Raw genomic sequence first — 26,282 nt, forward strand, 5'->3', positions numbered from 1 at the left:
TCAGGAGGTCTTGATCCAGATCCGGTACTCGCCGGTGCCGGCGGAGTTGCGGAACGGCAGGTCCGCCAGGAGCCGGTAGTGCGGGTTGCCCCTGACCGCTTCCGCGATGATGTCGTCCACACGCGGGTTGGTGAGCCCGTCGAGGACGATCAGGTCGAACTCGCCGTCGCGCAGCGCCGCCCGGTAGGCGTCGTCCCCGGAGAGGTACGTGCCCTTCTCGTCCGTGTACTCCATGCCGAAGACGCTCTGCCACTGGCGGTGCGTGGTCTCCTCGCGGAAGTAGTAGAGGGGCACCTCGGGTGTGGAACTGAGGTAGTGGTCCCGGGAGTTCATGTAGGGCTCGATGGCCCGGACCATCTTCGAGGAGTCGGGCCAGAGGGCGAACCGCCAGTCCGCCTGCGCGATGCCCAGGCAGAGCATCGCCGTCCACAGCATGATGCCGAGCTGCGGGTACCGGAAGTGCGCGCCCACCAGGCGGGTCACGCCGACACCGGCCATGGGCGCGGCGAAGAGCAGCCCGAAGCCGATGTGCTTGAACAGCGACACCTGGGTGGCCAGGTGGACCTGGTAGGCGGGCGCGAGCACCGCCGTGCCGCACAGCACCAGCCCGAGCAGGGCCCGCCGGCGCCAGCCGGGGTCGTCCAGCCGCCGCGCGAGGGGTGACTCGTGCATGCGGCTGCGCCGGACGTAGGAGACGGCGCCGCCGACGGCGGTGAGGAACATCAGGCCGCCCCACTCCGCCGACCGCCGCAGCAGGAAGCCGGCGCCGTCGGTGCCGTGCTCCCGGTCGGTGGTGGTCTGCCGTACGCCGGCCATCAGGTCGGTGGCGTACACGCCGGCCGCGAGGAGCGCCCCGATGCCCAGGCCGAGCAGCACCATCCGCCCGACCGCCGACCTGGCGCCCCGACGGGGCCAGGCGGTGAGCAGGGCCAGCACGACGACGGTCGGCAGGTACAGCGCGGCCGCGTACTTCACGCCGACGGCCAGGACCGCCACGGGCGCGGCGAGCAGGACGGCCGCGGCGGGCGCCCGGTCGGTGCGGACGACGATCCAGGTGGCGAGCGCCAGCAGGAACACGGCGGCGGCGTCGTAGGTGGCGTAGTACCCCATGACGACGGTCGAGTGCAGTACCGCGAACAGCGCCGCCGCGGCCAGTGCCGCCCGCTCGTTGAACAGGCGGCGGGTGAGGGAGTACAGCAGCCCGGTGGTGGCGAGCATGAACACCAGGCTCAGTGACCGCGCCCCCGCGAGCCCGAACCACCCGTCCACGAGCGCGGCGAGCACCGGGTAGAGCTGCGGCGAGCCGGAGAAGTACGCCGCGTAGTCCTTCGGGAGCGGGGTGCCGTGCAGCAGCTGGTCGAGCTGGGCGTGTCCGGCCGCCAGGTACAGGGCCTCGTCCTGGAAGGCGGTGTTGGACAGCCGCAGCGAGAGCACGGCCTGGACGGTCAGGACGCACAGCAGCACGGCCCGGCTGACCCAGGCCCGCCGTCTGCTGGCGGCCATGTCCCAGCTCACCTCGGGGGTGTCGGGCACGTGGTAGCCCGGCTCGGCCGGCGCCTGTTCCGCCACGGTCCGCAGCGCGTGGGTCGGCCGGTCGTCGCGGCCGCCCTGCGGCTGCTCCGGGATGCCGGGCTGGTACGACTGCTGCTGGTACGGGTAGGTCTGGGCGTCGTAGCTGTAGCCGTGACCGTGGCCGTAGTCGTATCCGTCCTGCGGACGGCTCGGCTGCCGCGGTACGAACCCGTCGGAGTTGAACCAGCCGCCGGCCGTGTCCTCCTCGGCGTACGGGTCGTGGGGCCCCGGCGTGTGGTGGTCGTGTCGGGTCATCACGGCTTCCGTACGTCGAAGCCGAACCGGTCGTCGGCGGCCAGGCGCCTGAACTCCTCCAGCGCCAGAGGGCTCGCCTCCAGCCGCCAGTCGGCGCGCTTCTTGTGGTTGAACCAGACGAAGCCGAGCATGTCGTCGTCGGCCGTGACGCCTTCGAAGAGGTTGCGGATGTCGTCCCGCCGCCGCTCACCGGCCATGGCCGCCGTCTCCAGCAGCAGCATCGGCTTCCCGGTGAAGGCGCGGACCTGGTCCCGGGTCGGTCCGAAGACGCTGTCGAAGGCGCTGTCCTCCTCCAGCGTCCAGTAGCCGATCAGGCCGATCCAGTCGACGTAGCCGTCGCCCGGGTAGTACGGCTCGAGCTCGACCTCGCTGACCGGGTTGACGATGTTCGGCGACCAGGCCCAGATGACGTTCGAGGCGCCGACGTCGACGAAGGTGTCGTGGACGCGCCGCCAGGCGGCCACGTACTCCTCGGGGGTGGTGTGCTCGGTGCCCCACTTCTCCCAGTGGCCGTTGAACTCGTCCGCGAAGGAGATCACGACGGGCAGGTTCAGCTCGCGCACCGCCGTCGCGTACTCCTCGGTGTAGGCGTCCGACCCGCCGGCCGCGATGTCGGCCAGCGGGGTGTCGAAGGGCTCCCAGGACATCAGCGTCAGGGCGCCCTCCGCCCAGGCGTTGCGCACACCGGTGGCGTCGAAACCGTCGCCCCAGGCGGCGTAGTACTCGATCAGGTTCGGCTGTTTGCCGACCATCTCGGTGTAGGCGTCGACGCCCTTCATCGAGTGCGGTGAGCCCTCGACGGCGGCGCCGAAGTACTTCCTCGACGGCTTCAGCAGCGGTACGACGTCGTAGGGGACGCTCGCCTCGGAGCCCCCGGCGCTCCCGGCGTTCGGGCCGCCGCCTGCCGCGTCCGGTCCGGCCGGCTCGTCGCCGGGCGACGAGCAGCCGCCGAGCAGCAGTGTCGCGAGCAGGCAGGAGGACAGCACCGTACGGGTGCGGGAGAGGAGGCGCATCAGGCCGTCACCTCCGCCCGGGGCTGCACCAGGGCGCGGGCCACCACCAGGGCGTAGAAGAGTCCGGAGGACAGGATCAGCGCGAAGTCCGGGGCGTTCATGGTGAACGTGCGGTACACCGCGGCGACCACCCACACCACGGCGGTGCCACCGCTCCACACCCACAGGCCGATCCAGAAGCGCCGGGTCTTGTTCTTCTTGGCGCCGGACGAGCCGGTGGGCTGCCAGCCCATGCGGTTCTTGCGCAGGATGTCCCAGATGGCGAAGACGTGCGCCCAGCCGTACATCATGCGGGTCGCCCAGGCCTCCAGGCGGTAGGGCGCCTTGTGCCACATCGGGAAGACGATCGTGGTGTAGATGATGCTGGGGAGCACCAGGAACAGGTGCTCGACCAGGAGCTTCTCCGGCATCGCCAGCAGCAGCACGATCGGGATCACGGGGGCCGCGAAGGTGAACAGCGCCGTGTGGATGTAGTAGAAGAAGCCGGACATGTAGCACAGGCGGCTCGCCGGCCTGATCTTCATCTGCCAGAACTTCCTGCTGCCCAGCAGACTCATGGAGCCGGAGCACCAGCGGTACTGCTGGTTGAAGAAGGCGCCCGCGCTGTCCGGGCACACGCCCGTCGACACCGCGACCGGTATGTAGCGCAGGTCCCAGCCGAGACCACGCAGGTCGAAGCCGGTGTGCACGTCCTCGGAGTGTTCGATCAGCGTGGTGCCGCCGTTGGTGTCCAGGGCCGCGCGCCGGTAGACGGCGCAACTGCCCACGCAGATGGCGCCGTCACTGCCCTGCCGGGAGACCTGCACGGACCGGTAGAACAGCTCCTGCACGGCGCCCGCGCCGCGCTCGATCCAGTTCTGCGAGTCCAGGACACGGAAGTACTGCGGCGACTGGACGATGCCGATGCGCGGATCCGCCTCCATGTACGGCAGCAGTTCCTGGAGCAGGTCGGCGCGCGGCGTGAAGTCGGCGTCGAGGATCAGGATGTACTCGCCGTCGGACCGGCCGAACCCGAAGTGCAGGTTGCCCGCCTTCTTGAACCAGCCGCGGTTCTCGCGGGTCCCGTAGCGGAAGCCGAAGTCGCGGGCCATCGCCTCTAGTTCGGGGCCGGCACCGTCGTCCAGCACGAACGGGACGCAGACGCCCGGATAGTGGTCGGCCATCGCCCGCACGTGCTTCCAGGTGTTGTGCAGGACCTCGATGGGCTCACCGCACACGGGCAGGAACACGTCGACGGTGGGGTACACCTCCGGCCGCCAGTCGTGGACCAGCCGCTTGTGGCGGGCGATGTCGAAGTCACGGCTGAAACCGTTCACCCGGAGCGACACCAGGTAGTAGACGACCGTGAAGACGAGCAGCGGCGTGTACGCCCACAGCAGCGGCGCGGCCTGCGCCAGCTTGAACTGACTGACCACCAGGCAGCAGAAGCTGATCAGCGAACTGACCGTCAGGATCCATAAGTGCCGGCGCGCGTAGGCGTACTTCTCCCTGTCCGTCGGCGGCAGCGGCAACAGCCCCAGCGGGGCTCCGCCACCGCGTGACGCCCTGCGTCGTCCGCCGCTCCGGCGCGGATCACGACGCCCCCCGGCCCGCACCGGGCCCACTGAACCCATATGAAACTCCCCGGACCCCGACCGGCCCGTCGACCCCCGCCCTCGCCCGGCCTCCCCTACCCCATGGCCGAGCGCCCCAAGGCTATACGAGAGACAAGAGGACGGTAAGGGGATGACTGGAGTACTACGTTCCGAATGTGCCAGGAGGGACGCAAGGACGGGAACGGGACAGAACCAGCAGGTCGCACATCCTGAACCCCCGGGCAAGGACCGCTTGTTGCGGGCCTCCCTGCTGCGGCCGACGAGTAGCCGCCGCGGGGCGGGCGCGTCACAGCCGCTTGGCGCTGCGCAGCGTCTTGGCGTAGTAGCCGTTGCCGTCCAGGCGGGAGACGCCGCCGATGTCGCCCACCGCGAGGACAGTGCCTTCCACGCCATCGTCGTGGAGCTGCAGGAGCGCGGCGTGCCCGGTGTCCAGTTGCACGGCTTCGCCGAGTCCACCACGGACCGCTATGACGCCGTCGTGTCCACCGGTGCCGCGGAGAGCGCGCCCGGGGAGGTCTCCGCCCTGGCCGACCGCATGGAGTCGGACGGGCTGCGGGTCTGCCGGGGCTGGTCGGCGCGCTGCCCGCTGGAGGGCACGACGAACGTCCAGGGCCGGGCCGCCGAACGGCAGCACGCGACCTTCGTCCACCTGGAGCTGGCCCCCGGCGCCCGGGGTGACGGCCGCGACTCCGACGAGGCAGCGGCTGCCGTGGCCGGCCTGCTCACCGCCTGGGCGGAGGACTGAGCGGCCCGTCCCGGTTCAGCAGCAGCCGGCCGTCGGGAGGGACCGCTTGTTGCGGGCCTCCTTGCTGCGGGCCGCGAGGAGTTCGTCGGCCGGGTAACCGACCTCCTCCAGGGTCAGGCCGTGCGGGCGTACGACATGGACGGCCGAATCCCGTACGCCCGCCGCCAGCACCTTGCCCGGCCAGTCCGGCGGGCGGTGGCCGTCACCGACGAACAGCAGCGCGCCGATCAGCGAGCGGACCATGTTGTGGCAGAAGGCGTCGGCCCGGACGGTGGCGGTGATGATCCCGTCCTCGCCGCGCACCAGGCTCAGCTCCTGGAGGGTCCGGATGGTCGTGGCCCCCTCCCGCTTCTTGCAGTACGCGGCGAAGTCGTGCTCCCCCAGCAGATCGCGGGCCGCCTCGTTCATGGCGTCGACGTCGAGCGGCCAGTCGTGCCACAGCACGTGGCCGCGCAGCAGCGGGTCCACCCCGCCCGGGTTGTCGGTGACGCGGTAGGCGTAGCGCCGCCAGATCGCGGAGAACCGGGCGTTGAATCCGTCGGGCGCCTCCCTGAGCGCCCACACCCGTACGTCCCTCGGCAGCCGCCCGGCGAGCCGCTTGAGCAGCTTCGTGTGGTGCTCGACCCAGACCTCCCGCGGCAGATCGACATGCGCGACCTGCCCCCGCGCGTGCACCCCTGCGTCGGTACGGCCGGCCACGGTCAGCTCGTACGTCGTCCCCCCGGACCGCGTCACGGTCCGCAGCGCGTCCTCGATCTCCCCCTGCACGGTCCGCCGCCCACCAGCCTGCTTGGCCCACCCGGAGAACTCGGCCCCGTCGTAGGAAAGGTCCAGCCGCACCCGTACGAACCCGGCCTGCACTTCGTCACTCACACAGAGATCCTCTCACCCACACGAAAACGGGCCCGCCCCTCGAAAGGAACGGACCCGCCAACGCCTTAAGGGGCGCGGGGAACTGCGCGACCAGCCACGACGCAGCCGCAGCCGCCGACGCACAGTCCCCCGGCAGAACGCTTACGCGTCCTTCGACTCCTCGGCGGCAGCCTCGTCGTCGGCCTTGGTCGTGTCGACCTTGGTCTCGGCGGCCTCGGCGTCCTTGGCCGCACGCTTCGTCGCGGCCTCGGCCTCGCCGGTGGCCTCCTGCGCCACCGTCAGCGCCTCGACCAGCTCGATGACGGCCATGGGCGCGTTGTCGCCACGGCGGTTACCGATCTTGGTGATGCGGGTGTAGCCACCGGGACGGTTCTCGTACCGCGGGCCGATCTCGGTGAAGAGCGTGTGGACGATGCTCTTGTCCGTGATGACCTGGAGCACCTGACGGCGGTTGTGAAGGTCGCCCTTCTTCGCCTTGGTGACCAGACGCTCGGCGTACGGACGCAGCTTGCGCGCCTTCGCCTCGGTGGTGGTGATGCGGCCGTGCTCGAACAGCGCCTTCGCGAGGTTCGCGAGGAGCAGCTTCTCGTGCGCGGCGCTGCCGCCCATACGGGCACCCTTGGTGGGCCTCGGCATGGTGTTTCTCCTAGGTGTCTGCCCCGGCCGTATCAGGTACCGGGGTCAGTATCCGAGCAGACGGTCGTCTGTCGGAGACCCCGCGCCCCAAAGGGGCGCGGGGAGGTGTCGATATGCGACTCCGTCGCGTGGGCGCGACCAGCCACAGCCGGTCGGCAGCCAAGTACGGACCGAAAGTCCCGAGCTTTAGTACTGCTCGGTCTCGACGAAGCCCGCGTCCGCGTCGTCGTCCGCACCAAAGGCGTCCGCGGCAGCGGTCGGGTCGAACCCGGGAGGCGAGTCCTTGAGCGCGAGGCCCATACCCGCCAGCTTCGCCTTGACCTCGTCAATGGACTTCGCACCGAAGTTGCGGATGTCGAGCAGGTCCGCCTCGGAGCGGGCGACGAGCTCACCCACGGAGTGGATGCCCTCACGCTTGAGGCAGTTGTACGACCGAACGGTGAGCTCCAGCTCCTCGATCGGCAGCGCCAGGTCGGCGGCGAGGGCGGCGTCCGTGGGGGACGGGCCCATGTCGATGCCCTCGGCGTCGATGTTCAGCTCGCGGGCGAGACCGAACAGCTCGACCAGGGTCTTACCGGCGGAGGCCATGGCGTCGCGCGGACGCATCGCCTGCTTGGTCTCGACGTCGACGATCAGCTTGTCGAAGTCGGTGCGCTGCTCGACACGGGTCGCCTCGACCTTGTAGGTGACCTTGAGGACCGGCGAGTAGATCGAGTCGACCGGGATACGGCCGATCTCCTGGCCGACCTGCTTGTTCTGCACGGCGGAGACGTAGCCGCGACCGCGCTCGACGGTCAGCTCCATCTCCAGCTTGCCCTTGCCGTTGAGCGTGGCGAGGACGAGGTCGGGGTTGTGCACCTCGACACCGGCCGGCGGGGCGATGTCGGCGGCGGTGACCAGACCCGGGCCCTGCTTGCGCAGGTACATCACGACGGGCTCGTCGTGCTCCGAGGAGACGACCAGCTGCTTGATGTTGAGGATCAGGTCGGTGACGTCCTCCTTGACGCCCGGCACGGTGGTGAACTCGTGCAGGACGCCGTCGATGCGGATGCTGGTGACGGCGGCACCGGGGATCGACGACAGGAGGGTACGGCGGAGCGAGTTGCCGAGGGTGTAGCCGAAGCCCGGCTCCAGCGGCTCGATCACGAACCGGGAGCGGAATTCGTCGACGACCTCTTCGGTCAACGAGGGACGCTGAGCGATCAGCATGTGGTGATCCTTCAGTCAGGGGCGCCCGCTATTTGACGCCCGACCAGTACTGCAAGGGTACGGGCGATACGACCCGAAAGAGTCGTACCGCCCGTGAAAACCCTGGTGAAGCAAGATCAGACGCGTCGGGAACGACGCGACGGATCAGACGCGACGACGCTTCGGCGGACGGCAGCCGTTGTGCGGGGTGGGCGTGACGTCCTGGATGGAGCCGACCTCAAGACCGGTCGCCTGAAGCGAACGGATGGCGGTCTCGCGACCCGAACCCGGGCCCTTGACGAACACGTCGACCTTGCGCATGCCGTGCTCCTGGGCGCGACGGGCAGCCGACTCGGCGGCCATCTGCGCGGCGAACGGCGTGGACTTCCGGGAGCCCTTGAAGCCGACGTGGCCGGCGGAGGCCCAGGAGATCACGTTGCCGGACGGGTCCGTGATCGACACGATCGTGTTGTTGAACGTGCTCTTGATGTGCGCGTGGCCGTGAGCGACGTTCTTCTTTTCCTTGCGGCGCACCTTCTTGGCAGCGCCCTGACGACCCTTGGGGGGCATCTGTAACTCCTACGGGAGGTGGTCGGTCCTACAGCGAAGACCGCTGGACGGCGAAGTCCGCTGCGGACTACTTCTTGCCCGGCTTCTTCTTGCCGGCGATGGCGCGACGCGGGCCCTTGCGGGTACGCGCGTTGGTGCTGGTGCGCTGACCGCGGACGGGCAGACCGCGACGGTGACGCAGACCCTGGTAGGTGCCGATCTCGACCTTGCGGCGGATGTCGGCCTGGATCTCGCGACGGAGGTCACCCTCGGTCTTGATGTTGTTGTCGACGTACTCGCGGATCGCGACGAGCTGCTCCTCGGAGAGGTCGCGAACGCGGGTGTTCGGGTCGACGCCGGTGGCGGCCAGCGTCTGCTGCGAAAGGGTCCGGCCGATGCCGAACACGTAGGTGAGGGCGATCTCCACGCGCTTTTCGCGCGGGATGTCAACACCGGAAACGCGTGCCATTCAATGGCTCCAGTTGATTGTCGGAGGTCTTCCACAGGACCGGATCCCGGCCCGCCGTACCAGGTACGGACCAGGTCCCCGGCCTCCGAGCCGGGGGTGTCGAGCCGTGCGGCTCGGGACCTGCGTATGAACGTGTGTTGCTCGCGTCGCGCGAATTTCTGCGGAAGTCGCAGAGGGTCGATCGTGCTGCGGTCAGCCCTGGCGCTGCTTGTGGCGCGGGTTCTCGCAGATGACCATGACCCGGCCGTGACGGCGGATCACCCTGCACTTGTCGCAGATCTTCTTGACGCTCGGCTTGACCTTCATGGGTGTGAGGTTCTCCGGGTCAGTGCCATCACCCCGGCGGGCCGGGGAGCGGGCAAGATCTACTTGTACCGGTAGACGATCCGGCCACGCGTCAGGTCGTACGGAGACAGCTCCACCACGACCCGGTCGTCAGGGAGGATGCGGATGTAGTGCATGCGCATCTTGCCGCTGATGTGTGCCAGGACCTGGTGGCCGTTCTGGAGCTCGACCTTGAACATGGCGTTCGGAAGAGACTCGACGACAGTGCCCTCGATCTCGATGGCACCTTGCTTCTTGGCCACGCTTCGCCCTTCGAATCGACTACCTTGATCGACTCTGGCGTGCACCGTGTGTAGTACATGCAGACATGCGGGTGCACAAGAGCCGACGAGTCAGTCTACGTCAGCGCACCCGGAAACACGAATCGGGGAAGTCTGCCCCACGAAGCTGATCCTTAACCGAGCGCATCCGGAGCCGCCGTGATGCCCATCTCCGCGAGCTCGGCCTTGCCGCCGACCCGATCCTTGACGCCACTCTCGCGGGCTCGGCGCCGGGGCGCCTCACAGGCTTCGAGCGGCTGCGCCGGCCTCCGACCGGCGGACCGCCCGGGGCCGACGACCTCAGCCGAGCGGATCCGGAGCCGCCGTGATGCCCATCTCCGCGAGCTTGGCCTTGCCGCCGTCGGGGGCCGTCAGGACCAGGGGGCCCTGCTCGGTGAGGGCGACGGAGTGCTCCCAGTGGGAGGACCAGGTGCCGTCGGTGGTGATGACCGTCCAGTCGTCGGAGAGGACCTTCGTCTTCGGGGTGCCCAGGGAGACCATCGGCTCGATGGCGAGGCAGAAGCCCGGGACCAGCTTGGGGCCCTTGCCCCGCTTGCGCTCGACGTAGTTCAGCAGGTGCGGGTCCATGTGCATCTCGGTGCCGATGCCGTGGCCGCCGTAGTCCTCGATGATCCCGTACTTGCCGCCGCCCGGCTTGGGCTGGCGGCGGATGTACGTCTCGACCGCGCGGGAGATGTCGACGAGCCGGTTGCCCTGCTTCATGGCCGCGATGCCGGCCCACATCGACTCCTCGGTCACCCGGGACAGCTCGACCAGCTCCGGGGAGTGGCCGGACCCGACGAACGCGGTGTACGCGGCGTCGCCGTGCCAGCCGTCGATGATCGCGCCGCAGTCGATGGAGATGATGTCGCCGTCCTTGAGGACGACGTCGTCGGAGGGGATGCCGTGGACGACGACGTCGTTCACCGAGGTGCAGATCGTCGCGGGGAAGCCGCCGTAGCCGAGGAAGTTCGGCTTGGCGTCGTGCTCCGCGAGCACCTTGCGGGCGACCTGGTCCAGATCCTTGGTCGTGGCCCCGGGTACGGCGGCCTCACGGGTGGCCGCGTGAATGGCGGCGACCACCAACCCCGCCTCACGCATCTTGGCGATCTGCTCAGGGCTCTTGATCTGCACCATGGGGAGGACGGCCTTTCTGGACCAGGAAGGGATACGAACGCTATCCACGATAACCGCGGGCAATCGTGCCGCAGCACCGCGCCAGCCGCGGACGATCGTGCCTCCCCCAGCGCCTTAAGGGCCTGGGAGGTACTCCAGGGCGGCACGGGTGGGCGATGGGGGCACCTCCCGGTCATGGGGGTCCCTCCCGCTCGAGCAAAGCCGAGAGTGGGGGAGAAGCCGAGAGTGAGGAGGCGCCCCGCAAGCGCCGGGCTGCGCGAACCCACCCCCGCCAAGCCACAGCCGCGGCCCCTTACCCAGAGGAACCGCGGCTGCGACCGACGTACAGAAAACTACTTACCGCTCTTCAGCGCCTCCAGCGCCCGCCCCGTGACCTCGTCGACGGGACCCAGCGCGGAGATGGTCACGACCAGCCCCTGCGCCCGGTAGTAGTCGATGATCGGCTCGGTCTGCGTGTGGTAGACCTCCAGCCGCGTCCGCACGGTCTCCTCGGAGTCGTCGTCCCGCTGGTACAGCTCACCACCACAGACGTCGCACACACCCTCCTGCTTCGGCGGGCTGTACGTCACGTGGAACACGTGCGCGGAGTCGTTGCGGCAGGTCCGCCGGCCGGCGATCCGCTTGACGACCTCGTCCTCGGGGGCCTCCAGATCGAGGACCGCGTCCAGCTTGACGCCCTCGGTCTGCAGCAGCTCGTCCAGCGCCCCGGCCTGCGACACGTTGCGCGGGAAGCCGTCCAGCAGGAAGCCGCCCTCGGCGTCGGGCTGCTCCATACGGTCCTTGGCCATGGCGATGGTGACCTCGTCGGGGACGAGATTGCCCGCGTCCATGTAGGACTTGGCGAGCTTCCCCAGCTCGGTCTGCCGGCTGATGTTGGCGCGGAACAGGTCGCCTGTCGAAATGTGCGGGATGCGCAGTTTCTCGGCAAGGCGGGTGGCCTGCGTACCCTTACCGGCACCCGGCGGCCCGACGAGGACGATTCGCATCAGCGGAGGAACCCTTCGTAATTGCGCTGCTGGAGCTGGCTCTCGATCTGCCTCACCGTCTCGAGACCGACACCCACGATGATCAGGATGCTGGTCCCGCCGAACGGGAAGTTCTGGTTCGCCCCGAAACCAGCCAACGCCATTGTCGGCACGAGAGAGATCAGACCCAAGTACAGCGAACCCGGCCAGGTGATCCGGTTGAGTACGTAGCTGAGGTACTCAGCGGTCGGTCGGCCAGCCCGGATGCCCGGGATGAAGCCACCATACTTCTTCATGTTGTCGGCGACTTCCTCGGGGTTGAAGGAGATCGCCACGTAGAAGAAGGCGAAGAACACGATCAGGAGGAAGTACAGAACGATGTGCGCCGTGGCCGCGGGGTCGGCGAGATTCGCCTCGACCCACGTCGCCCAGCCCGCCGTCGAGCTGGAGAACTGGACGATCAGCGCCGGGATGTACAGCAGCGACGCGGCGAAGATGACGGGGATGACGCCCGCCTGGTTCACCTTGAGCGGGATGTACGTCGACGTGCCGCCGTAGGAACGGCGGCCGACCATGCGCTTGGCGTACTGCACGGGGATCCGGCGCTGGGCCTGCTCCACGAAGACGACCAGGCCGACCATGACGAACCCGACGAGCATCACGGTGCCGAACTCGATCCAGCCGCCCGCGAGGGTGCCCCCCTGCTTGATGGCCCACAGGGCGGAGGGGAACGTCGCGGCGATCGAGATGAACATCAGGATCGACATGCCGTTGCCGATGCCGCGGTCGGTGATGAGCTCACCGAGCCACATGACGACGGCCGTACCGGCGGTCATGGTGACGACCATGGTGACGGTCACGAAGATCGACTGGTCCGGGACGATCTGGCTCGCGACCGGGCAGCCCTGGAACAGGGCACCGCTGCGGGCGGTGGCCACCAGGCCGGTGCCCTGGAGGATGGCCAGCGCCACCGTCAGATAACGGGTGTACTGCGTGATCTTCGCCGTACCGGCCTGGCCCTCCTTCTTGAGGGCTTCCAGACGCGGGATCACCACGGTCAGCAGCTGCAGGATGATCGACGCGGTGATGTAGGGCATGATGCCCAGCGCGAAGATCGTGATCTGGAGCAGCGCCCCGCCGCTGAACATGTTGACCAGACCGAACAGACCCGAATTGGCTTCGGCGTTGTCGATGCAGGTCTGGACGTTGCGGTAGTCGACGCCCGGAATGGGAACGTTGGTACCGATGCGGTACACCACGATGATGCCGAGCGTGAAGAGCAGCTTCTTGCGCAGGTCGGGCGTCTTGAACGCCCGGGCGAACGCGGTGAGCACGGTGCCTCCTGCGACCCCCCGCGCAACTGCGTCAAGGGTGACGGTCTTGAGATTCCGACTAAGGACGAATACGTAACGGTCAACTGCCGCCCTGAGTGCCCGCTTGGGGCGCCCGAGGTCAGTGGGCAGCGCAGGCCACCTTACCGGCGACCATGCCGCCCTAGGAACGACCAACCGGGGATACCCCAAATGTGGGGTATCCCCGGTCGGGATCGCTCTACGTCATCGAGACACCTGAAAGGGTCAGACGAGCTCGGTGACGGTACCGCCGGCGGCGGTGATCTTCTCCTTGGCGGAGCCGGAGACGGCGTCGACCGTCACCTGCAGCGCCACGGAGACCTCGCCCTGGCCGAGGACCTTGACGAGGCTGTTCTTGCGAACGGCACCCTTGGCCACCAGGCCCTCGACGGTGACCTCGCCACCCTCGGGGTACAGCGCGGCCAGCTTGTCGAGGTTCACGACCTGGTACTCGGTCTTGAACGGGTTCTTGAAGCCCTTCAGCTTCGGGAGGCGCATGTGGAGCGGCATCTGGCCACCCTCGAAGCGCTCCGGAACCTGGTAACGGGCCTTGGTGCCCTTCGTACCACGACCGGCCGTCTTACCCTTCGACGCCTCACCACGACCGACACGGGTCTTGGCGGTCTTGGCGCCGGGGGCGGGACGGAGGTTGTGGATCTTGAGCGGGTTCTGCTCCGCCATGATCAGTCGACCTCCTCGACCGTCACGAGGTGGCGGACGGTGTGCACCATGCCGCGGAACTCGGGGCGGTCCTCCTTGACGACCACGTCGTTGACCTTCTTCAGGCCAAGCGAACGCAGGGTGTCACGGTGGTTCTGCTTGCTGCCGATGTAGGACTTGACCTGCGTGATCTTGAGCTGCGCCATGATCACACACCCGCCCCGGCACGTGCGCGGAGAAGAGCCGCGGGGGCGACGTCCTCGAGCGGCAGACCACGGCGGGCCGCGATCTCCTCGGGACGCTGCAGGCCCTTGAGGGCCGCCACGGTCGCGTGCACGATGTTGATCGCGTTGTCGGAGCCGAGCGACTTCGACAGCACGTCGTGGATACCGGCGCACTCGAGCACGGCGCGCACCGGACCACCGGCGATCACACCGGTACCGGGCGACGCGGGCTTGAGCAGCACGACGCCGGCAGCCTTCTCACCCTGGATGGGGTGCGGGATGGTGCCCTGGATGCGGGGGACCTTGAAGAAGTGCTTCTTGGCCTCCTCAACGCCCTTGGCGATGGCGGCCGGCACCTCCTTGGCCTTGCCGTATCCGACACCCACGGTGCCGTCACCGTCGCCCACCACGACCAGCGCGGTGAAGCTGAAGCGACGACCACCCTTCACAACCTTGGCGACGCGGTTGATCGCGACGACGCGCTCAACGTACGCGGTCTTCTCGGCGGCAGCTGCGCCGCCGTCACGGCCCTTCCGGTCCCGCCGCTCGCCGCCACCGGCACCGCCACCGCGGCGCTGGGGTCCAGCCATTGGAATTACCTCTCTCTGTTTCCGCTAGCTCGGAACCGGCTCAGAACTTCAGGCCGGCTTCGCGGGCGGCGTCCGCCAGAGCGGCGATGCGCCCGGCGTACTGGTTACCACCACGGTCGAACACGACGGCCTCGACACCGGCGGCCTTGGCACGCTCGGCGACCAGGGCGCCGACCTGCTTGGCCTGCGCGGACTTGTCGCCCTCGCCACCGCGGACCGACGCGTCCAGGGTGGACGCCGACGCCAGGGTGTGACCCTTCAGGTCGTCGATCACCTGCGCCACGATGTGGCGGTTGGAGCGGGTCACGACCAGACGGGGACGCTCCGCGGTACCCGCGATCCGCTTGCGGATCCGGATGTGACGGCGCTTGATCGCGGCGCGCTTGTAGGCGTCGCCCTTGAGGATCTTCTGCCCGTATGCCATGGCTTACTTACCCGCCTTTCCGACCTTGCGGCGGATGACTTCGCCCTCGTACTTGACACCCTTGGCCTTGTACGGGTCGGGCTTGCGCAGCTTGCGGATGTTGGCCGCAACCTCGCCGACCTTCTGCTTGTCGATGCCCTCGACCGAGAAACGGGTCGGAGCCTCGACCTTGAAGGTGATGCCCTCGGGCGCCTCGACGGTGATCGAGTGGCTGTAGCCGAGGGAGAACTCCAGGTTCGAACCCTTGGCGACAACGCGGTAACCGACACCGCTGATCTCGAGCTTCTTCACGTAACCCTGGGTCACGCCGGTGATCATGTTCGCCACCAGCGTGCGGGACAGGCCGTGAAGGGCCTTGTTCTGACGCTCGTCGTTGGGGCGGGTGACGTTCAGCACGCCGTCCTCACCCTTGACGATCTCGATCGGCGCCACGACGGTGTGGGTCAGCGTGCCCTTGGGGCCCTTGACCGAGACCGTACGGCCGTCGATGGTGACGTCCACGCCGGCGGGAACCGCGATGGGGAGCTTGCCGATGCGCGACATAGCTGTTTCCTCCGTTCCCTTCCGCTACCAGACGTAGGCGAGGACTTCCCCACCCACGCCCTTCTTGCCGGCCTGCTTGTCGGTGAGGAGCCCGTGCGACGTGGAGATGATCGCCACGCCGAGGCCGCCCAGCACCTTCGGCAGGTTGGTGGACTTCGCGTACACCCGGAGACCGGGCTTGGAGATCCGCTTGATGCCCGCGATGGAGCGCTCACGGTTCGGGCCGAACTTCAGCTCGAGGACGAGGTTCTTGCCGACCTCGGCGTCCTCGGTCTTCCAGCCCGTGATGAAGCCCTCCTGCTGGAGGATCTCCGCGATGTGCGACTTGATCTTCGAGTGCGGCATCGCCACGGAGTCGTGGTACGCCGAGTTCGCGTTCCGCAGACGCGTAAGCATGTCTGCGATCGGATCAGTCATGGTCATGAATTGGCCTTCGGCCTCTCTCGCCGGGGTTTCCTGGTGCGCCATCCCTCTCCCCGATCCGAGACGGGACGGGTGCGGCGCGGTGGACCTACGGCGTAGTAAGTCGTCTGGGGCACGGCAGGTGCCCAACCCCGCAAGCCTAAGCCATACGGAGCGGGCCTCCCGCCGTTCCCAATGCTTACCGAGAGCCCTGGGAGTCCGGAACTACCGGATTACCAGGAGCTCTTGGTCACGCCCGGCAGCTCGCCACGGTGAGCCATCTCACGAAGGCACACGCGGCACAGGCCGAACTTGCGGTACACGGAGTGCGGGCGGCCACAGCGCTGGCAGCGGGTGTAGCCACGCACACCGAACTTGGGCTTGCGAGCAGCCTTCGCGATCAGAGCCTTCTTCGCCATCTCGCTCACGCCTCCTTGAAGGGGAAGCCGAGGTGACGGAGAAGGGCGCGGCCCTCTTCGTCGTTGGTCGCCGTGGTCACCACGGTGATGTCCATACCCCGGGTGCGGTCGATCTTGTCCTGGTCGATCTCGTGGAACATGACCTGCTCCGTGAGACCGAAGGTGTAGTTGCCACGGCCGTCGAACTGCTTGGGGGACAGGCCGCGGAAGTCGCGGATGCGCGGCAGCGCGAGCGACAGGGTGCGGTCCAGGAACTCCCACATGCGGTCGCCACGGAGCGTGACGTGGGCACCGATCGGCTGGCCCTCACGCAGCTTGAACTGCGCGATGGACTTGCGGGCCTTGGTGACGGCCGGCTTCTGACCGGTGATCGTGGTGAGGTCGCGGATGGCGCCCTCGATCAGCTTGGAGTCGCGGGCGGCGTCGCCCACACCCATGTTGACCACGATCTTGACGAGGCCGGGAACCTGCATGACGTTCTCGTAGGAGAACTGCTCGCGCAGCTTGCCCGCGATCTCCTCGCGGTACTTCGTCTTCAGACGCGGAGTGGTGGTGGTCGTCATCAGATGTCCTCACCCGTCCGCTTGGCAACGCGGATCTTGTTGCCTTCGTCGTCGAAGCGGTAACCGACGCGCGTGACGACCTTCTTGCCGTCCTTCTCCACGACCAGCTGGACGTTGGAGACGTGGACCGGGGCCTCGGTGGTCACGATGCCGCCGGCCTGCGAGCCACCGGCGGTCGGGCCGGCCTTGGTGTGCTTCTTGACCCGGTTGACACCCTCGACCAGGACACGGTCCTCGCGGGGGTAGGCCGCGATGACCTTGCCCTGCTTGCCCTTGTCCTTACCGGTGATGACCTGGACCAGGTCGCCCTTCTTGATCTTCATGCTCACAGCACCTCCGGCGCGAGGGAGATGATCTTCATGAACTTCTTCTCGCGCAGCTCACGGCCGACGGGGCCGAAGATACGGGTGCCGCGAGGGTCGCCGTCGTTCTTCAGAATGACGGCGGCGTTCTCGTCGAAGCGGATGTACGAGCCGTCCGGACGGCGGCGCTCCTTGACGGTGCGAACGATGACCGCCTTGACGACGTCACCCTTCTTCACGTTGCCACCGGGGATCGCGTCCTTGACGGTGGCGACGATGACGTCACCGATGCCCGCGTAGCGGCGACCGGAGCCACCGAGCACACGGATGCAGAGGACTTCCTTCGCACCCGTGTTGTCGGCGACACGCAGTCGCGACTCCTGCTGGATCACGTCTATCTCCTGTTTGTCTGCCGGTTCCCCGGGGGCCGTTCGGCTGAACGGCCCCCGGAGCCTGGCGGAACTGCCCTGCGAGGGATGCCCCGCAGGAACGTACTTTTGGGAATTCCCTTGCGGGAATTACCTACTTGGCCTTCTCGAGGATCTCGACGATGCGCCAGTGCTTCGTGGCGGACAGCGGCCGGGTCTCCATCAGGAGGACGCGGTCGCCGACGCCGGCGGCGTTCTGCTCGTCGTGGGCCTTGAGCTTGCTCGTGCTGCGGATGACCTTGCCGTACAGCGCGTGCTTCTTGCGGTCCTCGACGGCGACGACGACGGTCTTGTCCATCTTGTCGCTGACGACGATGCCCTCACGGGTCTTGCGGTCGCCCCGAGCCTCGGTGTTCGTCTCAGTCACGTTGTTCTCGCTCATGCGTTCTCCACCGTTTCGATGCCCAGCTCGCGCTCGCGCATCAGGGTGTAGATCCGCGCGATGTCCTTACGGACGGCCTTCAGCCGACCGTGGTTCTCGAGCTGACCGGTCGCCGCCTGGAAACGGAGGTTGAACAGCTCTTCCTTGGCCTCGCGGAGCTTCGCGAGAAGCTCCTCGTTGCCCAGCTCGCGCAGCTCGGACGCCTTGGTACCGGCCGACATCACGCTTCACCTGCCTCGCGCTTGACGATCCGGCACTTCATCGGCAGCTTGTGGGCCGCACGGGTCAGCGCCTCACGGGCGATCTTCTCGTTGGGGTAGGACAGCTCGAACATGACCCGACCCGGGTGCACGTTCGCGATCCACCACTCCGGCGAACCCTTACCGGAACCCATGCGGGTCTCGGCCGGCTTCTTCGTGAGCGGGCGGTCCGGGTAGATGTTGATCCAGACCTTGCCGCCACGCTTGATGTGGCGGGTCATCGCGATACGGGCCGCCTCGATCTGGCGGTTGGTCACGTACGCCGGCGTGAGGGCCTGGATGCCGTACTCGCCGAACGCGACGGTCGTACCGCCCTTGGCCATACCGCGGCGCTTCGGGTGGTGCTGCTTGCGGTGCTTGACCCTACGGGGGATCAGCATGTCGGTCAGGCCTCCGTTCCGGTGCTCTCAGCCGGAGCGGCAGCCGGAGCCTCGGCCTTGGGGGCCTCGGCAGCGGGAGCCTGCTGCGGCTTACGGCCGCGACCGCCACGCTCGCCACCGCGGCCACCACGGGCCGGGCGGTCGGCGCCACCGCGGGCCGGGCGGTTACCCGCACGGGCAGCGGCGTTCTCGGCGCGGACCTCGGCGATGTTCTTGACGTCGCCCTTGTAGATCCAGACCTTCACACCGATGCGGCCGAAGGTCGTCTTGGCCTCGAAGAAGCCGTAGTCCACGTTCGCGCGGAGCGTGTGCAGGGGCACACGGCCCTCGCGGTAGAACTCCGAGCGGGACATCTCGGCGCCACCGAGGCGGCCACCGCACTGGATCTTGATGCCCTTGGCGCCGGCCTTCATCGTGCCCTGCATGCTCTTGCGCATGGCACGACGGAAGGAGACGCGGGAGGAGAGCTGCTCGGCGACGGCCTGGGCCACCAGCTGAGCGTCCGTCTCGGGGCTCTTGACCTCGAGGATGTTGAGCTGGACCTGCTTGCCGGTCAGCTTCTCCAGGTCACCGCGGATGCGGTCGGCCTCGGCGCCGCGGCGGCCGATGACGATGCCGGGACGGGCGGTGTGGATGTCCACACGCACGCGGTCACGGGTGCGCTCGATCTCCACCTTCGAGATGCCGGCGCGCTCCATGCCGGACGTCATCATCCGACGGATGGCGACGTCTTCCTTGACGTAGTCCTTGTACAGCTTGTCGGCGTACCAACGCGACTTGAAGTCGGTCGTGACACCGAGCCGGAACCCGTGCGGGTTTACCTTCTGGCCCATTACCGGGTTCCTTCCTTGCTGCTGACGACCACGGTGATGTGGCTGGTCCGCTTGCGGATCCGGTAGGCACGGCCCTGGGCGCGCGGACGGAACCGCTTCAGGGTCGGGCCCTCGTCGACGTACGCCTCGGAGATGTAGAGGCTGTCGGCGTCGGTGTGGTCGTAGTTGTGCGCGGCGTTGGCGATGGCGCTGTCCAGCACCTTGCCGACCGGCACGCTCGCGGCCTGCGGGGCGAAACGCAGGACCGCCTGAGCCTCCGTGGCGTCCATGCCACGGATGAGGTCCACCACGCGGCGGGCCTTCATGGGCGTGACGCGGATGTACCGCGCCTGGGCCCTGGCTTCCATGGTTGTCCCTTCAGTGTTTGTCATGGTCAATCCACCCCGCTGACTAGCGGCGCTTCGACTTCCGGTCGTCCTTGACGTGACCCCGGAAGGTGCGCGTCGGCGAGAACTCGCCGAGCTTGTGGCCGACCATGGACTCGGTGACAAACACCGGGATGTGGGTCTTGCCGTTGTGCACCGCGATCGTGTGGCCCAGCATCGCCGGGACGATCATCGAGCGACGGGACCAGGTCTTGATGACGTTCTTGGTACCGGCTTCGTTCTGGACGTCCACCTTCTTGATCAGGTGGTCGTCGACGAAGGGTCCCTTCTTCAAGCTACGAGGCATCTCAACCCGTCCTTAGCGCTTCTTGTTCGTCTTGCGGCGGCGGACGATGTACTTGTTCGACGCCTTCTTGGGCGAACGAGTACGGCCTTCCTTCTTGCCCCACGGGGACACGGGGTGGCGGCCACCGGAGGTACGGCCCTCACCACCACCGTGCGGGTGGTCGACCGGGTTCATGACGACACCACGGACGGTCGGGCGGACGCCCAGCCACCGCTTGCGGCCGGCCTTGCCCCAGTTGATGTTCGACTGCTCGGCGTTGCCGACCTCGCCGACCGTGGCGCGGCAGCGCTGGTCGACCAGGCGGATCTCTCCGGACGGCATGCGCAGGTGGGCCATCGAGCCCTCCTTCGCGAGCAGCTGCACGGAGGCACCGGCGGAGCGGGCGAACTTGGCGCCGCCACCGGGACGGAGCTCGATCGCGTGGATCGTGGTACCGACCGGGATGTTGCGGAGGGCCAGGTTGTTGCCCGGCTTGATGTCGGCCCCGGGACCGTTCTCGACGCGGTCGCCCTGCTGCAGGTTGCGCGGGGCGAGGATGTAGCGCTTCTCGCCGTCGGCGTAGTGCAGCAGCGCGATGCGCGCGGTGCGGTTGGGGTCGTACTCGATGTGCGCGACCTTCGCCGGCACGCCGTCCTTGTCGTGACGACGGAAGTCGATCACTCGGTAGGCGCGCTTGTGGCCACCGCCCTGGTGGCGGACGGTCACACGACCGGAATTGTTACGGCCGCCCTTGCTGTGCAGGGGACGGACCAGCGACTTCTCCGGCGTGGACCGCGTGACCTCGACGAAGTCGGCGACGCTGGAGCCACGACGGCCCGGAGTCGTCGGCTTGTACTTGCGGATACCCATTTCTCAGTCCTCGTCCGATATCGAACGATCCTGACCGCTTACGCGGTCGGACCGCCGAAGATGTCGATACGGTCGCCCTCGGCGAGGGTCACGATCGCGCGCTTGGTCGCCGCGCGCTGGCCGAAGCCGGTGCGGGTGCGCTTGCGCTTGCCGATGCGGTTGATCGTGTTGACCCCGGTGACCTTGACCTCGAAGACCGCCTGGACGGCCTGCTTGATCTGGGTCTTGTTCGCGTTGGGGTCGACGATGAACGTGTACTTGTTCTCGTCGATGAGCGCGTAGCTCTTCTCCGACACGACCGGCTTCAGCAGGACGTCACGGGGGTCCGTGTACGCCTTGCTCGCCGGGGTGACGACGGTGTTCTTGCCTTCGGCCTCGTGGCGGCGCGCCTTGGCGACGCGCGCGGCCTTGGCCTTCTTGGCCGCCTTGGAGGCGATGGAGGGGTGACGGGCAGCCATCAGACCTCGCTCCCTTCGTTGTCGTTGGCCTTGTTCGGGCCGGCGACGAAGGACTCGAAAGCGGCCTTGGTGAAGACCACGTCGTCCGAGACGAGAACGTCGTACGTGTTCAGCTGGCCCGGCTCCAGGATGTGGACCTGGGGCAGGTTGCGGGCGGACAGCCACGCGGCCTCGTCGGCGCGGTCGACGACCAGGAGCAGGTTCTTGCGCTCCGAGATCTTGCCGAACAGCGACCTGGCGGCCTTCGTGGAGGGGGTCTCGCCCTCGATCACGCCAGAGACGACGTGAATGCGGTTGTGGCGCGCCCGGTCGGTGAGGGCGTGACGCAGGGCGGCAGCCTTCATCTTCTTGGGGGTGCGCTGGGAGTAGTCGCGCGGCACGGGACCGTGCACGACGCCACCACCGGCGAACTGCGGCGCGCGGGTCGAGCCCTGACGGGCGCGGCCGGTGCCCTTCTGGCGGTACGGCTTCTTGCCGCCACCACGGACCTCGCCACGGGTCTTGGTCTTGTGGGTGCCCTGGCGGGCAGCGGCCAGCTGCGCGACGACGACCTGGTGGATCAGCGGGATGCTGACCTTCTCGACGTCGAAGATCTCCGCGGGGAGCTCGACGGTACCGGCCTTGTCGCCCGCCGGCGAAAGGATGTCAACAGTGCTCATCGGTTACCTCAGGCCCCCTTGGCCGCGGTGCGGACCAGGACGAGGCCGCCGTTCGGACCGGGAACCGCGCCCTTGATGAGCAGCAGACCCTTCTCCGCGTCAACGGCGTGGACGGTCAGGTTCTGGGTGGTGACCCGCTCGTTGCCCATACGGCCCGCCATGCGCAGGCCCTTGAACACGCGACCCGGGGTGGCGCAGCCACCGATGGAACCGGGCGAGCGGTGCTTGCGCTGGGTGCCGTGTCCGGCGCCGAGGCCCTTGAAGTTGTGACGCTTCATGACACCGGCGAAGCCCTTGCCCTTGCTCTTGCCGGTGACGTCGACCTTCACGCCCGACTCGAAGACCTCAGCGGTGACTTCCTGGCCCAGCGTGTACTCGGAGGCGTCCGCGGTGCGGATCTCGACGAGGTGACGACGGGGGGTGACGTCGGCCTTGGCGAAGTGGCCCTTGAGGGGCTTGTTCACCTTGCGCGGGTCGATCTCGCCGAAGGCGATCTGGACCGACTCGTAGCCGTCGACGTCGTTCGTGCGGACCTGGGTGACGACGTTGGGGCCGGCCTTGACGACGGTGACCGGAACAACACGGTTGTTCTCGTCCCACACCTGCGTCATGCCGAGCTTCTCGCCCAGGATGCCCTTGATCTGCTTAGCCATTCTCAGATCACCGGCCTTCAGAGCTTGATCTCGATGTCGACACCGGCCGGGAGGTCGAGTCGCATCAGAGAGTCAACGGTCTTGGGGGTCGGGTCGAGGATGTCGATCAGGCGCTTGTGCGTGCGCATCTCGAAGTGCTCGCGCGAGTCCTTGTACTTGTGCGGCGACTTGATGACGCAGTACACGTTCTTCTCAGTGGGCAGCGGCACCGGGCCCGCGACCGACGCACCAGTGCGGGTCACCGTCTCGACGATCTTCTTCGCCGAGGAGTCGATGACCTCGTGGTCGTAGGCCTTGAGCCGGATGCGGATCTTCTGTCCCGCCATGGCTACTTCGTAGTCCTGTCTCTCTTTACGCTCCGGAACCCGATGTTCCAGGTTTCGTCCTCCGACCCACGCGGTCGGGCGTGTCGCACTCCCGCTGACATGAATGTCCCTTGTTCGAACATCCCCGCGGGATTGACACGGCCCTACCAGAACCGCGGACCGGGGGCGAAAGACCCACCGGGCGCCTGGCCGGTGCCGCGCCCCGCTTCCCGAAAGATTCCCGTACGTCCGCCCCTACACCTTTCGATGTAATACGTGGGACGACGAGTACTGTGGGACTCGCTTCCGGTCCTCCCGGCGGGAGGCGCGCAGCATCAACACTCGACCGAGCAACTCCGACAGTTTGCCATACGGGGACCGGGGCTGGCCAATCGGGCGGAAGAGATTACCCCGGAGGTGACGGGAATCAAACGCGCACCCGCCCCGCCGGTCAGATCACGCGGAAGAGGTCGGCGGTGGTGTGGACGTCGGTGAGGTCCTCGACGAGGCGGAGGTTGTCGCACAGGGCCTGAAGGACCGAGTCGGCCGCGGCGGCGCGTGGGGCGCCGATGACCAGGCCGAAGACCCGGAAGCCCAGCCGGCGCCTGGTGTCGTTCCAGGCACGCGTCCACTGCTCGGTGACGCCGCAGTCGTCGTCGGTGATCATCACGATGTCGCCGCGCATGCGGGCGGTGTCGTCGAATTCCGCCTCCAGCAGCTCGCCCGCCGCCGACAGCGGGGTCTGGTAGCTGGTGCCGCCGCCGAGGAAGGTCTCGGCGAAGTCGACGGTCCGGTCGACGGGGGCCGGCTCGTCCGCCGGGAAGCGGAAGACCTGGAGTCTGCCGGGGGCGGAGAACAGGATGCCGACGAAGTCGCGTCCCGCGGCGCGGGCCTGGTCGAGCAGGGCCAGGGCGCACGCCTTGGACCAGGCCTCCCGGGTGATCCCGTCGGGCCCCTCCTCGTACATGGAGTGCGAGGTGTCCACGCAGGCGATGATCGCGCCCCGGCCGGTGGTCTGCTCGCCCTGGCTGTCGTAGAGCATCAGTTCCCCGGCGGCGTAGCGGGCGGCGAACACCGCGCGCAGTTCGGGCAGGCCGAGGTGGGCCAGTTCGGAGGGGATGACGCGGGAGAGGTCGTCGCCGAGGGTGACGCCGACCAGCTCCCCGGTGGCGTTCTCCACCCTGCGGGCGCGCTCGCCGTCGGCCATCTGCCGGAACCGGCCGATCAGGTCGGCCCACCGGGCGAGGCGGCCGGTGCGCAGCCGTTCGGCGAGGCGGGCACGCTCGGCGAACGGCATCCGCTCCAGTTCGCCGGATCCGACTCCCCACGCCCGCATCAGCGCGGCCTCCTGCCGGACGGTCTCCGCGGCCTTCGCCGTCGCGCCGCGTGCGGTGGCGCGGATTCCGGGGACGGCCGTCGCGGCGGCCAGGGCGGCCTGCCGTGCCGCGGCCTCGGCCGCCTCGGCCGCTTCGGCGGCCTCGATCGCCCGGCGTACGGCGTCGGCGGCCTGCGCGGCGCCGGCCTCGTCGGCCTCCTCGGCGGCCTCCTGGAGCGTCTCGTCCACGGCGGCCTCCGCCGCTGCGGCGGCCCGCTGGGCCCGCTTCGCCCGCTCGCCCCGCTCCTGAGCGTCCCGGGCGCGCTCCAGCAGCCCGCGCAGCGCGCCGGCCTGGGCGAGTACGGCCATGGCGGCGGCGTAGGGGTCGCCGGCCGTCTCCCGGCGCAGCCCGACGGACTCCGGTGACTCCATCAGCGCGGTCATGATCTGGTGGTTGACCAGCCGGGAGGGGTCCATCGCGGCCGGTTCGCGCAGCCGGGGGCCGGCCTTGTACGCGGCGAGGAACACGTCGGTGAGGAGGTCGGCGGTGTGGTGGCCGTGGCGGTCGCCCAGCTCCGCCGCCAGCTCGCGCAGTGCGGCCGACTGCTCGTAGGTGTCGTGCCAGGTGACGCGGTCGAACCGGTCCGCGATCACGGCGCCGGTGTGCCGTTCGAGGGGGGAGGCGGAGGCGGTCCGGGCGAGCCATGCCCCGGCCCTGGTCGCGAGCTCGTCCATGGCGCCGCTCAGAGCTGCGCCTGCACCGTGCTCGCGTCCACGCCGAGGGCCTCGGTGAGGACGCGGGCGCGGACGGCGCGCTGGCGGCCGGCGACCCGGTCGATGGCGGTGGTCGAGCGGCCGGCGCCCACCGCTTCGGCCCTCAGCCTCTCCAGCCGTCTGCCCGCCGTGGCGAGCTGGTGGTGCGCCTTCTTGATGACCCACTCGCTCAGCGCCTCGCGGGACTGCCCGGCCATGGCGTCGAGCTGGGCCTCCAGCTCCTCGATGGTGTCGGCCAGGTCGAGCGCCTCCTTGGCGTCGGGGTTGACCAGGTGCAGCACCTCGCGTTCGACGGTCGGGCGCTGGGCCGGGGAGTCCCACAGCACATGGGTCAGCACCGGCAGGTCGGTCTCGGCGACCGTCGTACGGCCGTCGAGGTACGCGGAGGCCTGGAGCAGGCCCACCGCCTGCCGCCAGCGGCGGTCGGAGGCGACGAGTTCCTTGCGGCGCAGGGCGGCCCGCAGTGTGCACACCGCGTCGACGATCGCGTCGGGGACGTCCACGGCCGGGACGGCCTCGGTCACGGCGTGCCGCAGCGCGGTCAGCTCGATGGTCGTCCGGGCCGGGGCGGCCGGGCGGTGGACGGCGGAGCGGACGAGCGCGGCGAAGTTCGAGGGGTCCTCCAGGTAGCCGACCTCGATCCGCACCAGCAGCCGGTCGTAGATCGCGGCCGAGTCCTCCCCACCGGGGAGTTCGTTGCTGGCGGTGATGGCCCCGATGAGGGGGCAGCGGATCGGTTCGCCGCCGTTCTCGGGGTGGTAGATCCGCTCGTTGAGGTAGCCCAGGGTCTCGTTCAGGGCCGCCGTGGAGCATTTGAAGATCTCGTCGATGAACGCGACGTGGGCGGTGGTGGCGCGGCCTTCGTAGACCTGGCGGTACTCGCCCCGGGCGAGCGCGGCGACGTCGATGGGGCCGAACATCCGCGTCGGCGCGGTGAACTTCGACAGCAGGATCTCCCAGTAGGCGGCGCCCTCGATCCGGCCCGTGAGCTCCCGCGCCATCTCGGACTTCGCCGTTCCGGGCGGTCCGAGCAGCAGCGAGTGCTGTCCGGCCAGCAGGGTCACCAGCAACGTCCGTACGACGTCGGCGCGTTCGTAGAACCGCTCCGACAACTCGTCACCGATCGCCCGCAGCCTCCCGGCCGTGTCCTCCGCGCCCATGGCCCCTCCCCTTTCCTCGCGTACGCCCCGCGGCCCTCGGTCCACGATGCCGTACGTCCGGTCCGACGACCGG

At 68.5% G+C, this 26,282-nt stretch carries 37 protein-coding genes; 1 reads left to right on the forward strand and 36 read right to left on the reverse strand.

The window, feature by feature from the left end; genetic code table 11:
• From AMK33_RS11700 to AMK33_RS11710, 3 genes are read right to left on the reverse strand one after another with little or no spacing between them, the layout of a single operon-like run.
• The gene (locus AMK33_RS11700) at nt 1-1,827 is read right to left on the reverse strand and encodes a glycosyltransferase family 39 protein (protein ID WP_201263015.1); all 1,827 of its coding nucleotides are present in this window, start codon (nt 1,825-1,827) and stop codon (nt 1-3) included.
• A complete protein-coding gene (locus AMK33_RS11705) occupies nt 1,827-2,840 on the reverse strand; it encodes a glycoside hydrolase family 26 protein (RefSeq protein WP_073932751.1) in 1,014 nt (337 codons plus the stop codon). The genes AMK33_RS11700 and AMK33_RS11705 overlap by 1 nt, the downstream gene beginning before the upstream one ends.
• Nucleotides 2,840-4,255 carry a glycosyltransferase family 2 protein gene (locus AMK33_RS11710; RefSeq protein ID WP_073933041.1) on the reverse strand — a complete coding sequence of 472 codons (1,416 nt, stop codon included), beginning with the start codon at nt 4,253-4,255 and terminating at the stop codon, nt 2,840-2,842. Before AMK33_RS11710 ends, AMK33_RS11705 begins: the two co-directional genes overlap by 1 nt.
• 577 nt (nt 4,256-4,832) lie before the next feature.
• Between AMK33_RS11710 and AMK33_RS11715 the strand changes: the two genes are divergently transcribed.
• The gene (locus AMK33_RS11715) at nt 4,833-5,180 is read left to right on the forward strand and encodes a hypothetical protein (RefSeq protein ID WP_327379123.1); all 348 of its coding nucleotides are present in this window, start codon (nt 4,833-4,835) and stop codon (nt 5,178-5,180) included.
• 15 nt (nt 5,181-5,195) lie between these two features.
• Here the strand turns inward: AMK33_RS11715 and truA are convergent, their stop codons facing one another.
• The 33 genes from truA to AMK33_RS11885 all read right to left on the reverse strand — a co-directional run bounded on the left by truA (nt 5,196) and on the right by AMK33_RS11885 (nt 26,209).
• Nucleotides 5,196-6,053 (reverse strand): tRNA pseudouridine(38-40) synthase TruA, encoded by an 858-nt coding sequence (truA, locus tag AMK33_RS11720; protein WP_073932752.1) that lies wholly within the window; start codon nt 6,051-6,053, stop codon nt 5,196-5,198.
• Between the two features lie 141 nt (nt 6,054-6,194).
• Nucleotides 6,195-6,689: a 50S ribosomal protein L17 gene (rplQ, locus tag AMK33_RS11725; protein ID WP_073932753.1), complete on the reverse strand. Its 495-nt coding sequence runs from the start codon at nt 6,687-6,689 to the stop codon at nt 6,195-6,197.
• Nucleotides 6,690-6,875: 186 nt separating this feature from the next.
• Nucleotides 6,876-7,898 (reverse strand): DNA-directed RNA polymerase subunit alpha, encoded by a 1,023-nt coding sequence (locus tag AMK33_RS11730; protein ID WP_003966937.1) that lies wholly within the window; start codon nt 7,896-7,898, stop codon nt 6,876-6,878.
• Nucleotides 7,899-8,042: 144 nt separating this feature from the next.
• Nucleotides 8,043-8,447: a 30S ribosomal protein S11 gene (gene rpsK, locus AMK33_RS11735; RefSeq protein WP_003956432.1), complete on the reverse strand. Its 405-nt coding sequence runs from the start codon at nt 8,445-8,447 to the stop codon at nt 8,043-8,045.
• A gap of 67 nt (nt 8,448-8,514) precedes the next feature.
• Nucleotides 8,515-8,895: a 30S ribosomal protein S13 gene (rpsM, locus tag AMK33_RS11740; RefSeq protein ID WP_004984507.1), complete on the reverse strand. Its 381-nt coding sequence runs from the start codon at nt 8,893-8,895 to the stop codon at nt 8,515-8,517.
• 192 nt (nt 8,896-9,087) lie between these two features.
• Complete coding sequence (gene rpmJ / locus AMK33_RS11745) at nt 9,088-9,201, reverse strand: 50S ribosomal protein L36 (RefSeq protein WP_003998809.1); 114 nt, start codon at nt 9,199-9,201, stop codon at nt 9,088-9,090.
• Nucleotides 9,202-9,260: 59 nt separating this feature from the next.
• Complete coding sequence (gene infA, locus AMK33_RS11750) at nt 9,261-9,482, reverse strand: translation initiation factor IF-1 (RefSeq protein WP_003948620.1); 222 nt, start codon at nt 9,480-9,482, stop codon at nt 9,261-9,263.
• A gap of 318 nt (nt 9,483-9,800) precedes the next feature.
• Complete coding sequence (gene map / locus AMK33_RS11755; protein WP_073932754.1) at nt 9,801-10,637, reverse strand: type I methionyl aminopeptidase; 837 nt, start codon at nt 10,635-10,637, stop codon at nt 9,801-9,803.
• A gap of 332 nt (nt 10,638-10,969) precedes the next feature.
• Nucleotides 10,970-11,623, reverse strand: coding sequence for an adenylate kinase (locus AMK33_RS11760; RefSeq protein WP_073932755.1), 654 nt, complete (start codon nt 11,621-11,623; stop codon nt 10,970-10,972).
• Nucleotides 11,623-12,936, reverse strand: coding sequence for a preprotein translocase subunit SecY (gene secY / locus AMK33_RS11765; protein ID WP_073932756.1), 1,314 nt, complete (start codon nt 12,934-12,936; stop codon nt 11,623-11,625). Before secY ends, AMK33_RS11760 begins: the two co-directional genes overlap by 1 nt.
• A 243-nt stretch (nt 12,937-13,179) precedes the next feature.
• Entirely contained in the window at nt 13,180-13,635 is a 456-nt protein-coding gene (gene rplO / locus AMK33_RS11770; protein WP_030745257.1) for a 50S ribosomal protein L15, read from the reverse strand.
• Between the two features lie 2 nt (nt 13,636-13,637).
• Nucleotides 13,638-13,820, reverse strand: a complete 183-nt coding sequence (rpmD, locus tag AMK33_RS11775) for a 50S ribosomal protein L30 (protein WP_004984515.1) — start codon at nt 13,818-13,820, stop codon at nt 13,638-13,640.
• A 2-nt stretch (nt 13,821-13,822) separates the two neighbouring features.
• Nucleotides 13,823-14,428, reverse strand: coding sequence for a 30S ribosomal protein S5 (gene rpsE, locus AMK33_RS11780; RefSeq protein WP_030860989.1), 606 nt, complete (start codon nt 14,426-14,428; stop codon nt 13,823-13,825).
• Between the two features lie 40 nt (nt 14,429-14,468).
• A complete protein-coding gene (gene rplR, locus AMK33_RS11785; protein ID WP_030860987.1) occupies nt 14,469-14,852 on the reverse strand; it encodes a 50S ribosomal protein L18 in 384 nt (127 codons plus the stop codon).
• A 3-nt stretch (nt 14,853-14,855) separates the two neighbouring features.
• Nucleotides 14,856-15,395, reverse strand: coding sequence for a 50S ribosomal protein L6 (gene rplF / locus AMK33_RS11790; protein WP_073932757.1), 540 nt, complete (start codon nt 15,393-15,395; stop codon nt 14,856-14,858).
• A 24-nt stretch (nt 15,396-15,419) separates the two neighbouring features.
• Nucleotides 15,420-15,818, reverse strand: coding sequence for a 30S ribosomal protein S8 (rpsH, locus tag AMK33_RS11795; RefSeq protein ID WP_030831671.1), 399 nt, complete (start codon nt 15,816-15,818; stop codon nt 15,420-15,422).
• Between the two features lie 212 nt (nt 15,819-16,030).
• Nucleotides 16,031-16,216 carry a type Z 30S ribosomal protein S14 gene (locus tag AMK33_RS11805; RefSeq protein ID WP_003948630.1) on the reverse strand — a complete coding sequence of 62 codons (186 nt, stop codon included), beginning with the start codon at nt 16,214-16,216 and terminating at the stop codon, nt 16,031-16,033.
• A 5-nt stretch (nt 16,217-16,221) separates the two neighbouring features.
• Complete coding sequence (rplE, locus tag AMK33_RS11810; RefSeq protein ID WP_030860981.1) at nt 16,222-16,779, reverse strand: 50S ribosomal protein L5; 558 nt, start codon at nt 16,777-16,779, stop codon at nt 16,222-16,224.
• Complete coding sequence (gene rplX / locus AMK33_RS11815; RefSeq protein ID WP_030860979.1) at nt 16,779-17,102, reverse strand: 50S ribosomal protein L24; 324 nt, start codon at nt 17,100-17,102, stop codon at nt 16,779-16,781. The genes rplE and rplX overlap by 1 nt, the downstream gene beginning before the upstream one ends.
• A 2-nt stretch (nt 17,103-17,104) precedes the next feature.
• Nucleotides 17,105-17,473 carry a 50S ribosomal protein L14 gene (gene rplN, locus AMK33_RS11820; RefSeq protein WP_030831680.1) on the reverse strand — a complete coding sequence of 123 codons (369 nt, stop codon included), beginning with the start codon at nt 17,471-17,473 and terminating at the stop codon, nt 17,105-17,107.
• 130 nt (nt 17,474-17,603) lie between these two features.
• On the reverse strand, nt 17,604-17,891 hold the full coding sequence (rpsQ, locus tag AMK33_RS11825; RefSeq protein ID WP_004927263.1) for a 30S ribosomal protein S17: 288 nt from the start codon (nt 17,889-17,891) through the stop codon (nt 17,604-17,606).
• Complete coding sequence (gene rpmC, locus AMK33_RS11830) at nt 17,888-18,112, reverse strand: 50S ribosomal protein L29 (RefSeq protein WP_007494763.1); 225 nt, start codon at nt 18,110-18,112, stop codon at nt 17,888-17,890. Before rpmC ends, rpsQ begins: the two co-directional genes overlap by 4 nt.
• Nucleotides 18,112-18,531, reverse strand: a complete 420-nt coding sequence (gene rplP / locus AMK33_RS11835; RefSeq protein WP_007443989.1) for a 50S ribosomal protein L16 — start codon at nt 18,529-18,531, stop codon at nt 18,112-18,114. Before rplP ends, rpmC begins: the two co-directional genes overlap by 1 nt.
• Nucleotides 18,532-18,536: 5 nt before the next feature.
• Nucleotides 18,537-19,364 carry a 30S ribosomal protein S3 gene (gene rpsC / locus AMK33_RS11840; protein WP_037929573.1) on the reverse strand — a complete coding sequence of 276 codons (828 nt, stop codon included), beginning with the start codon at nt 19,362-19,364 and terminating at the stop codon, nt 18,537-18,539.
• Entirely contained in the window at nt 19,364-19,711 is a 348-nt protein-coding gene (gene rplV / locus AMK33_RS11845; RefSeq protein ID WP_019329637.1) for a 50S ribosomal protein L22, read from the reverse strand. The genes rpsC and rplV overlap by 1 nt, the downstream gene beginning before the upstream one ends.
• Before the next feature lie 43 nt (nt 19,712-19,754).
• Nucleotides 19,755-20,036 (reverse strand): 30S ribosomal protein S19, encoded by a 282-nt coding sequence (rpsS, locus tag AMK33_RS11850; RefSeq protein WP_003948639.1) that lies wholly within the window; start codon nt 20,034-20,036, stop codon nt 19,755-19,757.
• Between the two features lie 12 nt (nt 20,037-20,048).
• Nucleotides 20,049-20,885, reverse strand: coding sequence for a 50S ribosomal protein L2 (gene rplB, locus AMK33_RS11855; protein ID WP_004927281.1), 837 nt, complete (start codon nt 20,883-20,885; stop codon nt 20,049-20,051).
• Between the two features lie 38 nt (nt 20,886-20,923).
• Nucleotides 20,924-21,343 carry a 50S ribosomal protein L23 gene (gene rplW / locus AMK33_RS11860; protein ID WP_073932758.1) on the reverse strand — a complete coding sequence of 140 codons (420 nt, stop codon included), beginning with the start codon at nt 21,341-21,343 and terminating at the stop codon, nt 20,924-20,926.
• Entirely contained in the window at nt 21,343-22,002 is a 660-nt protein-coding gene (gene rplD, locus AMK33_RS11865) for a 50S ribosomal protein L4 (protein WP_073932759.1), read from the reverse strand. The genes rplW and rplD overlap by 1 nt, the downstream gene beginning before the upstream one ends.
• 8 nt (nt 22,003-22,010) lie before the next feature.
• Nucleotides 22,011-22,655 (reverse strand): 50S ribosomal protein L3, encoded by a 645-nt coding sequence (gene rplC, locus AMK33_RS11870; RefSeq protein WP_030046373.1) that lies wholly within the window; start codon nt 22,653-22,655, stop codon nt 22,011-22,013.
• 17 nt (nt 22,656-22,672) lie between these two features.
• Nucleotides 22,673-22,981, reverse strand: coding sequence for a 30S ribosomal protein S10 (rpsJ, locus tag AMK33_RS11875; protein WP_003948644.1), 309 nt, complete (start codon nt 22,979-22,981; stop codon nt 22,673-22,675).
• Between the two features lie 430 nt (nt 22,982-23,411).
• Entirely contained in the window at nt 23,412-25,010 is a 1,599-nt protein-coding gene (locus tag AMK33_RS11880; protein ID WP_073932760.1) for a VWA domain-containing protein, read from the reverse strand.
• 8 nt (nt 25,011-25,018) lie between these two features.
• A complete protein-coding gene (locus AMK33_RS11885) occupies nt 25,019-26,209 on the reverse strand; it encodes an AAA family ATPase (RefSeq protein ID WP_073932761.1) in 1,191 nt (396 codons plus the stop codon).
• Nucleotides 26,210-26,282: the final 73 nt, after the last annotated feature.

It is taken from the genome of Streptomyces sp. CB02400, assembly GCF_001905725.1.
GTDB lineage: Bacteria > Actinomycetota > Actinomycetes > Streptomycetales > Streptomycetaceae > Streptomyces > Streptomyces atrovirens.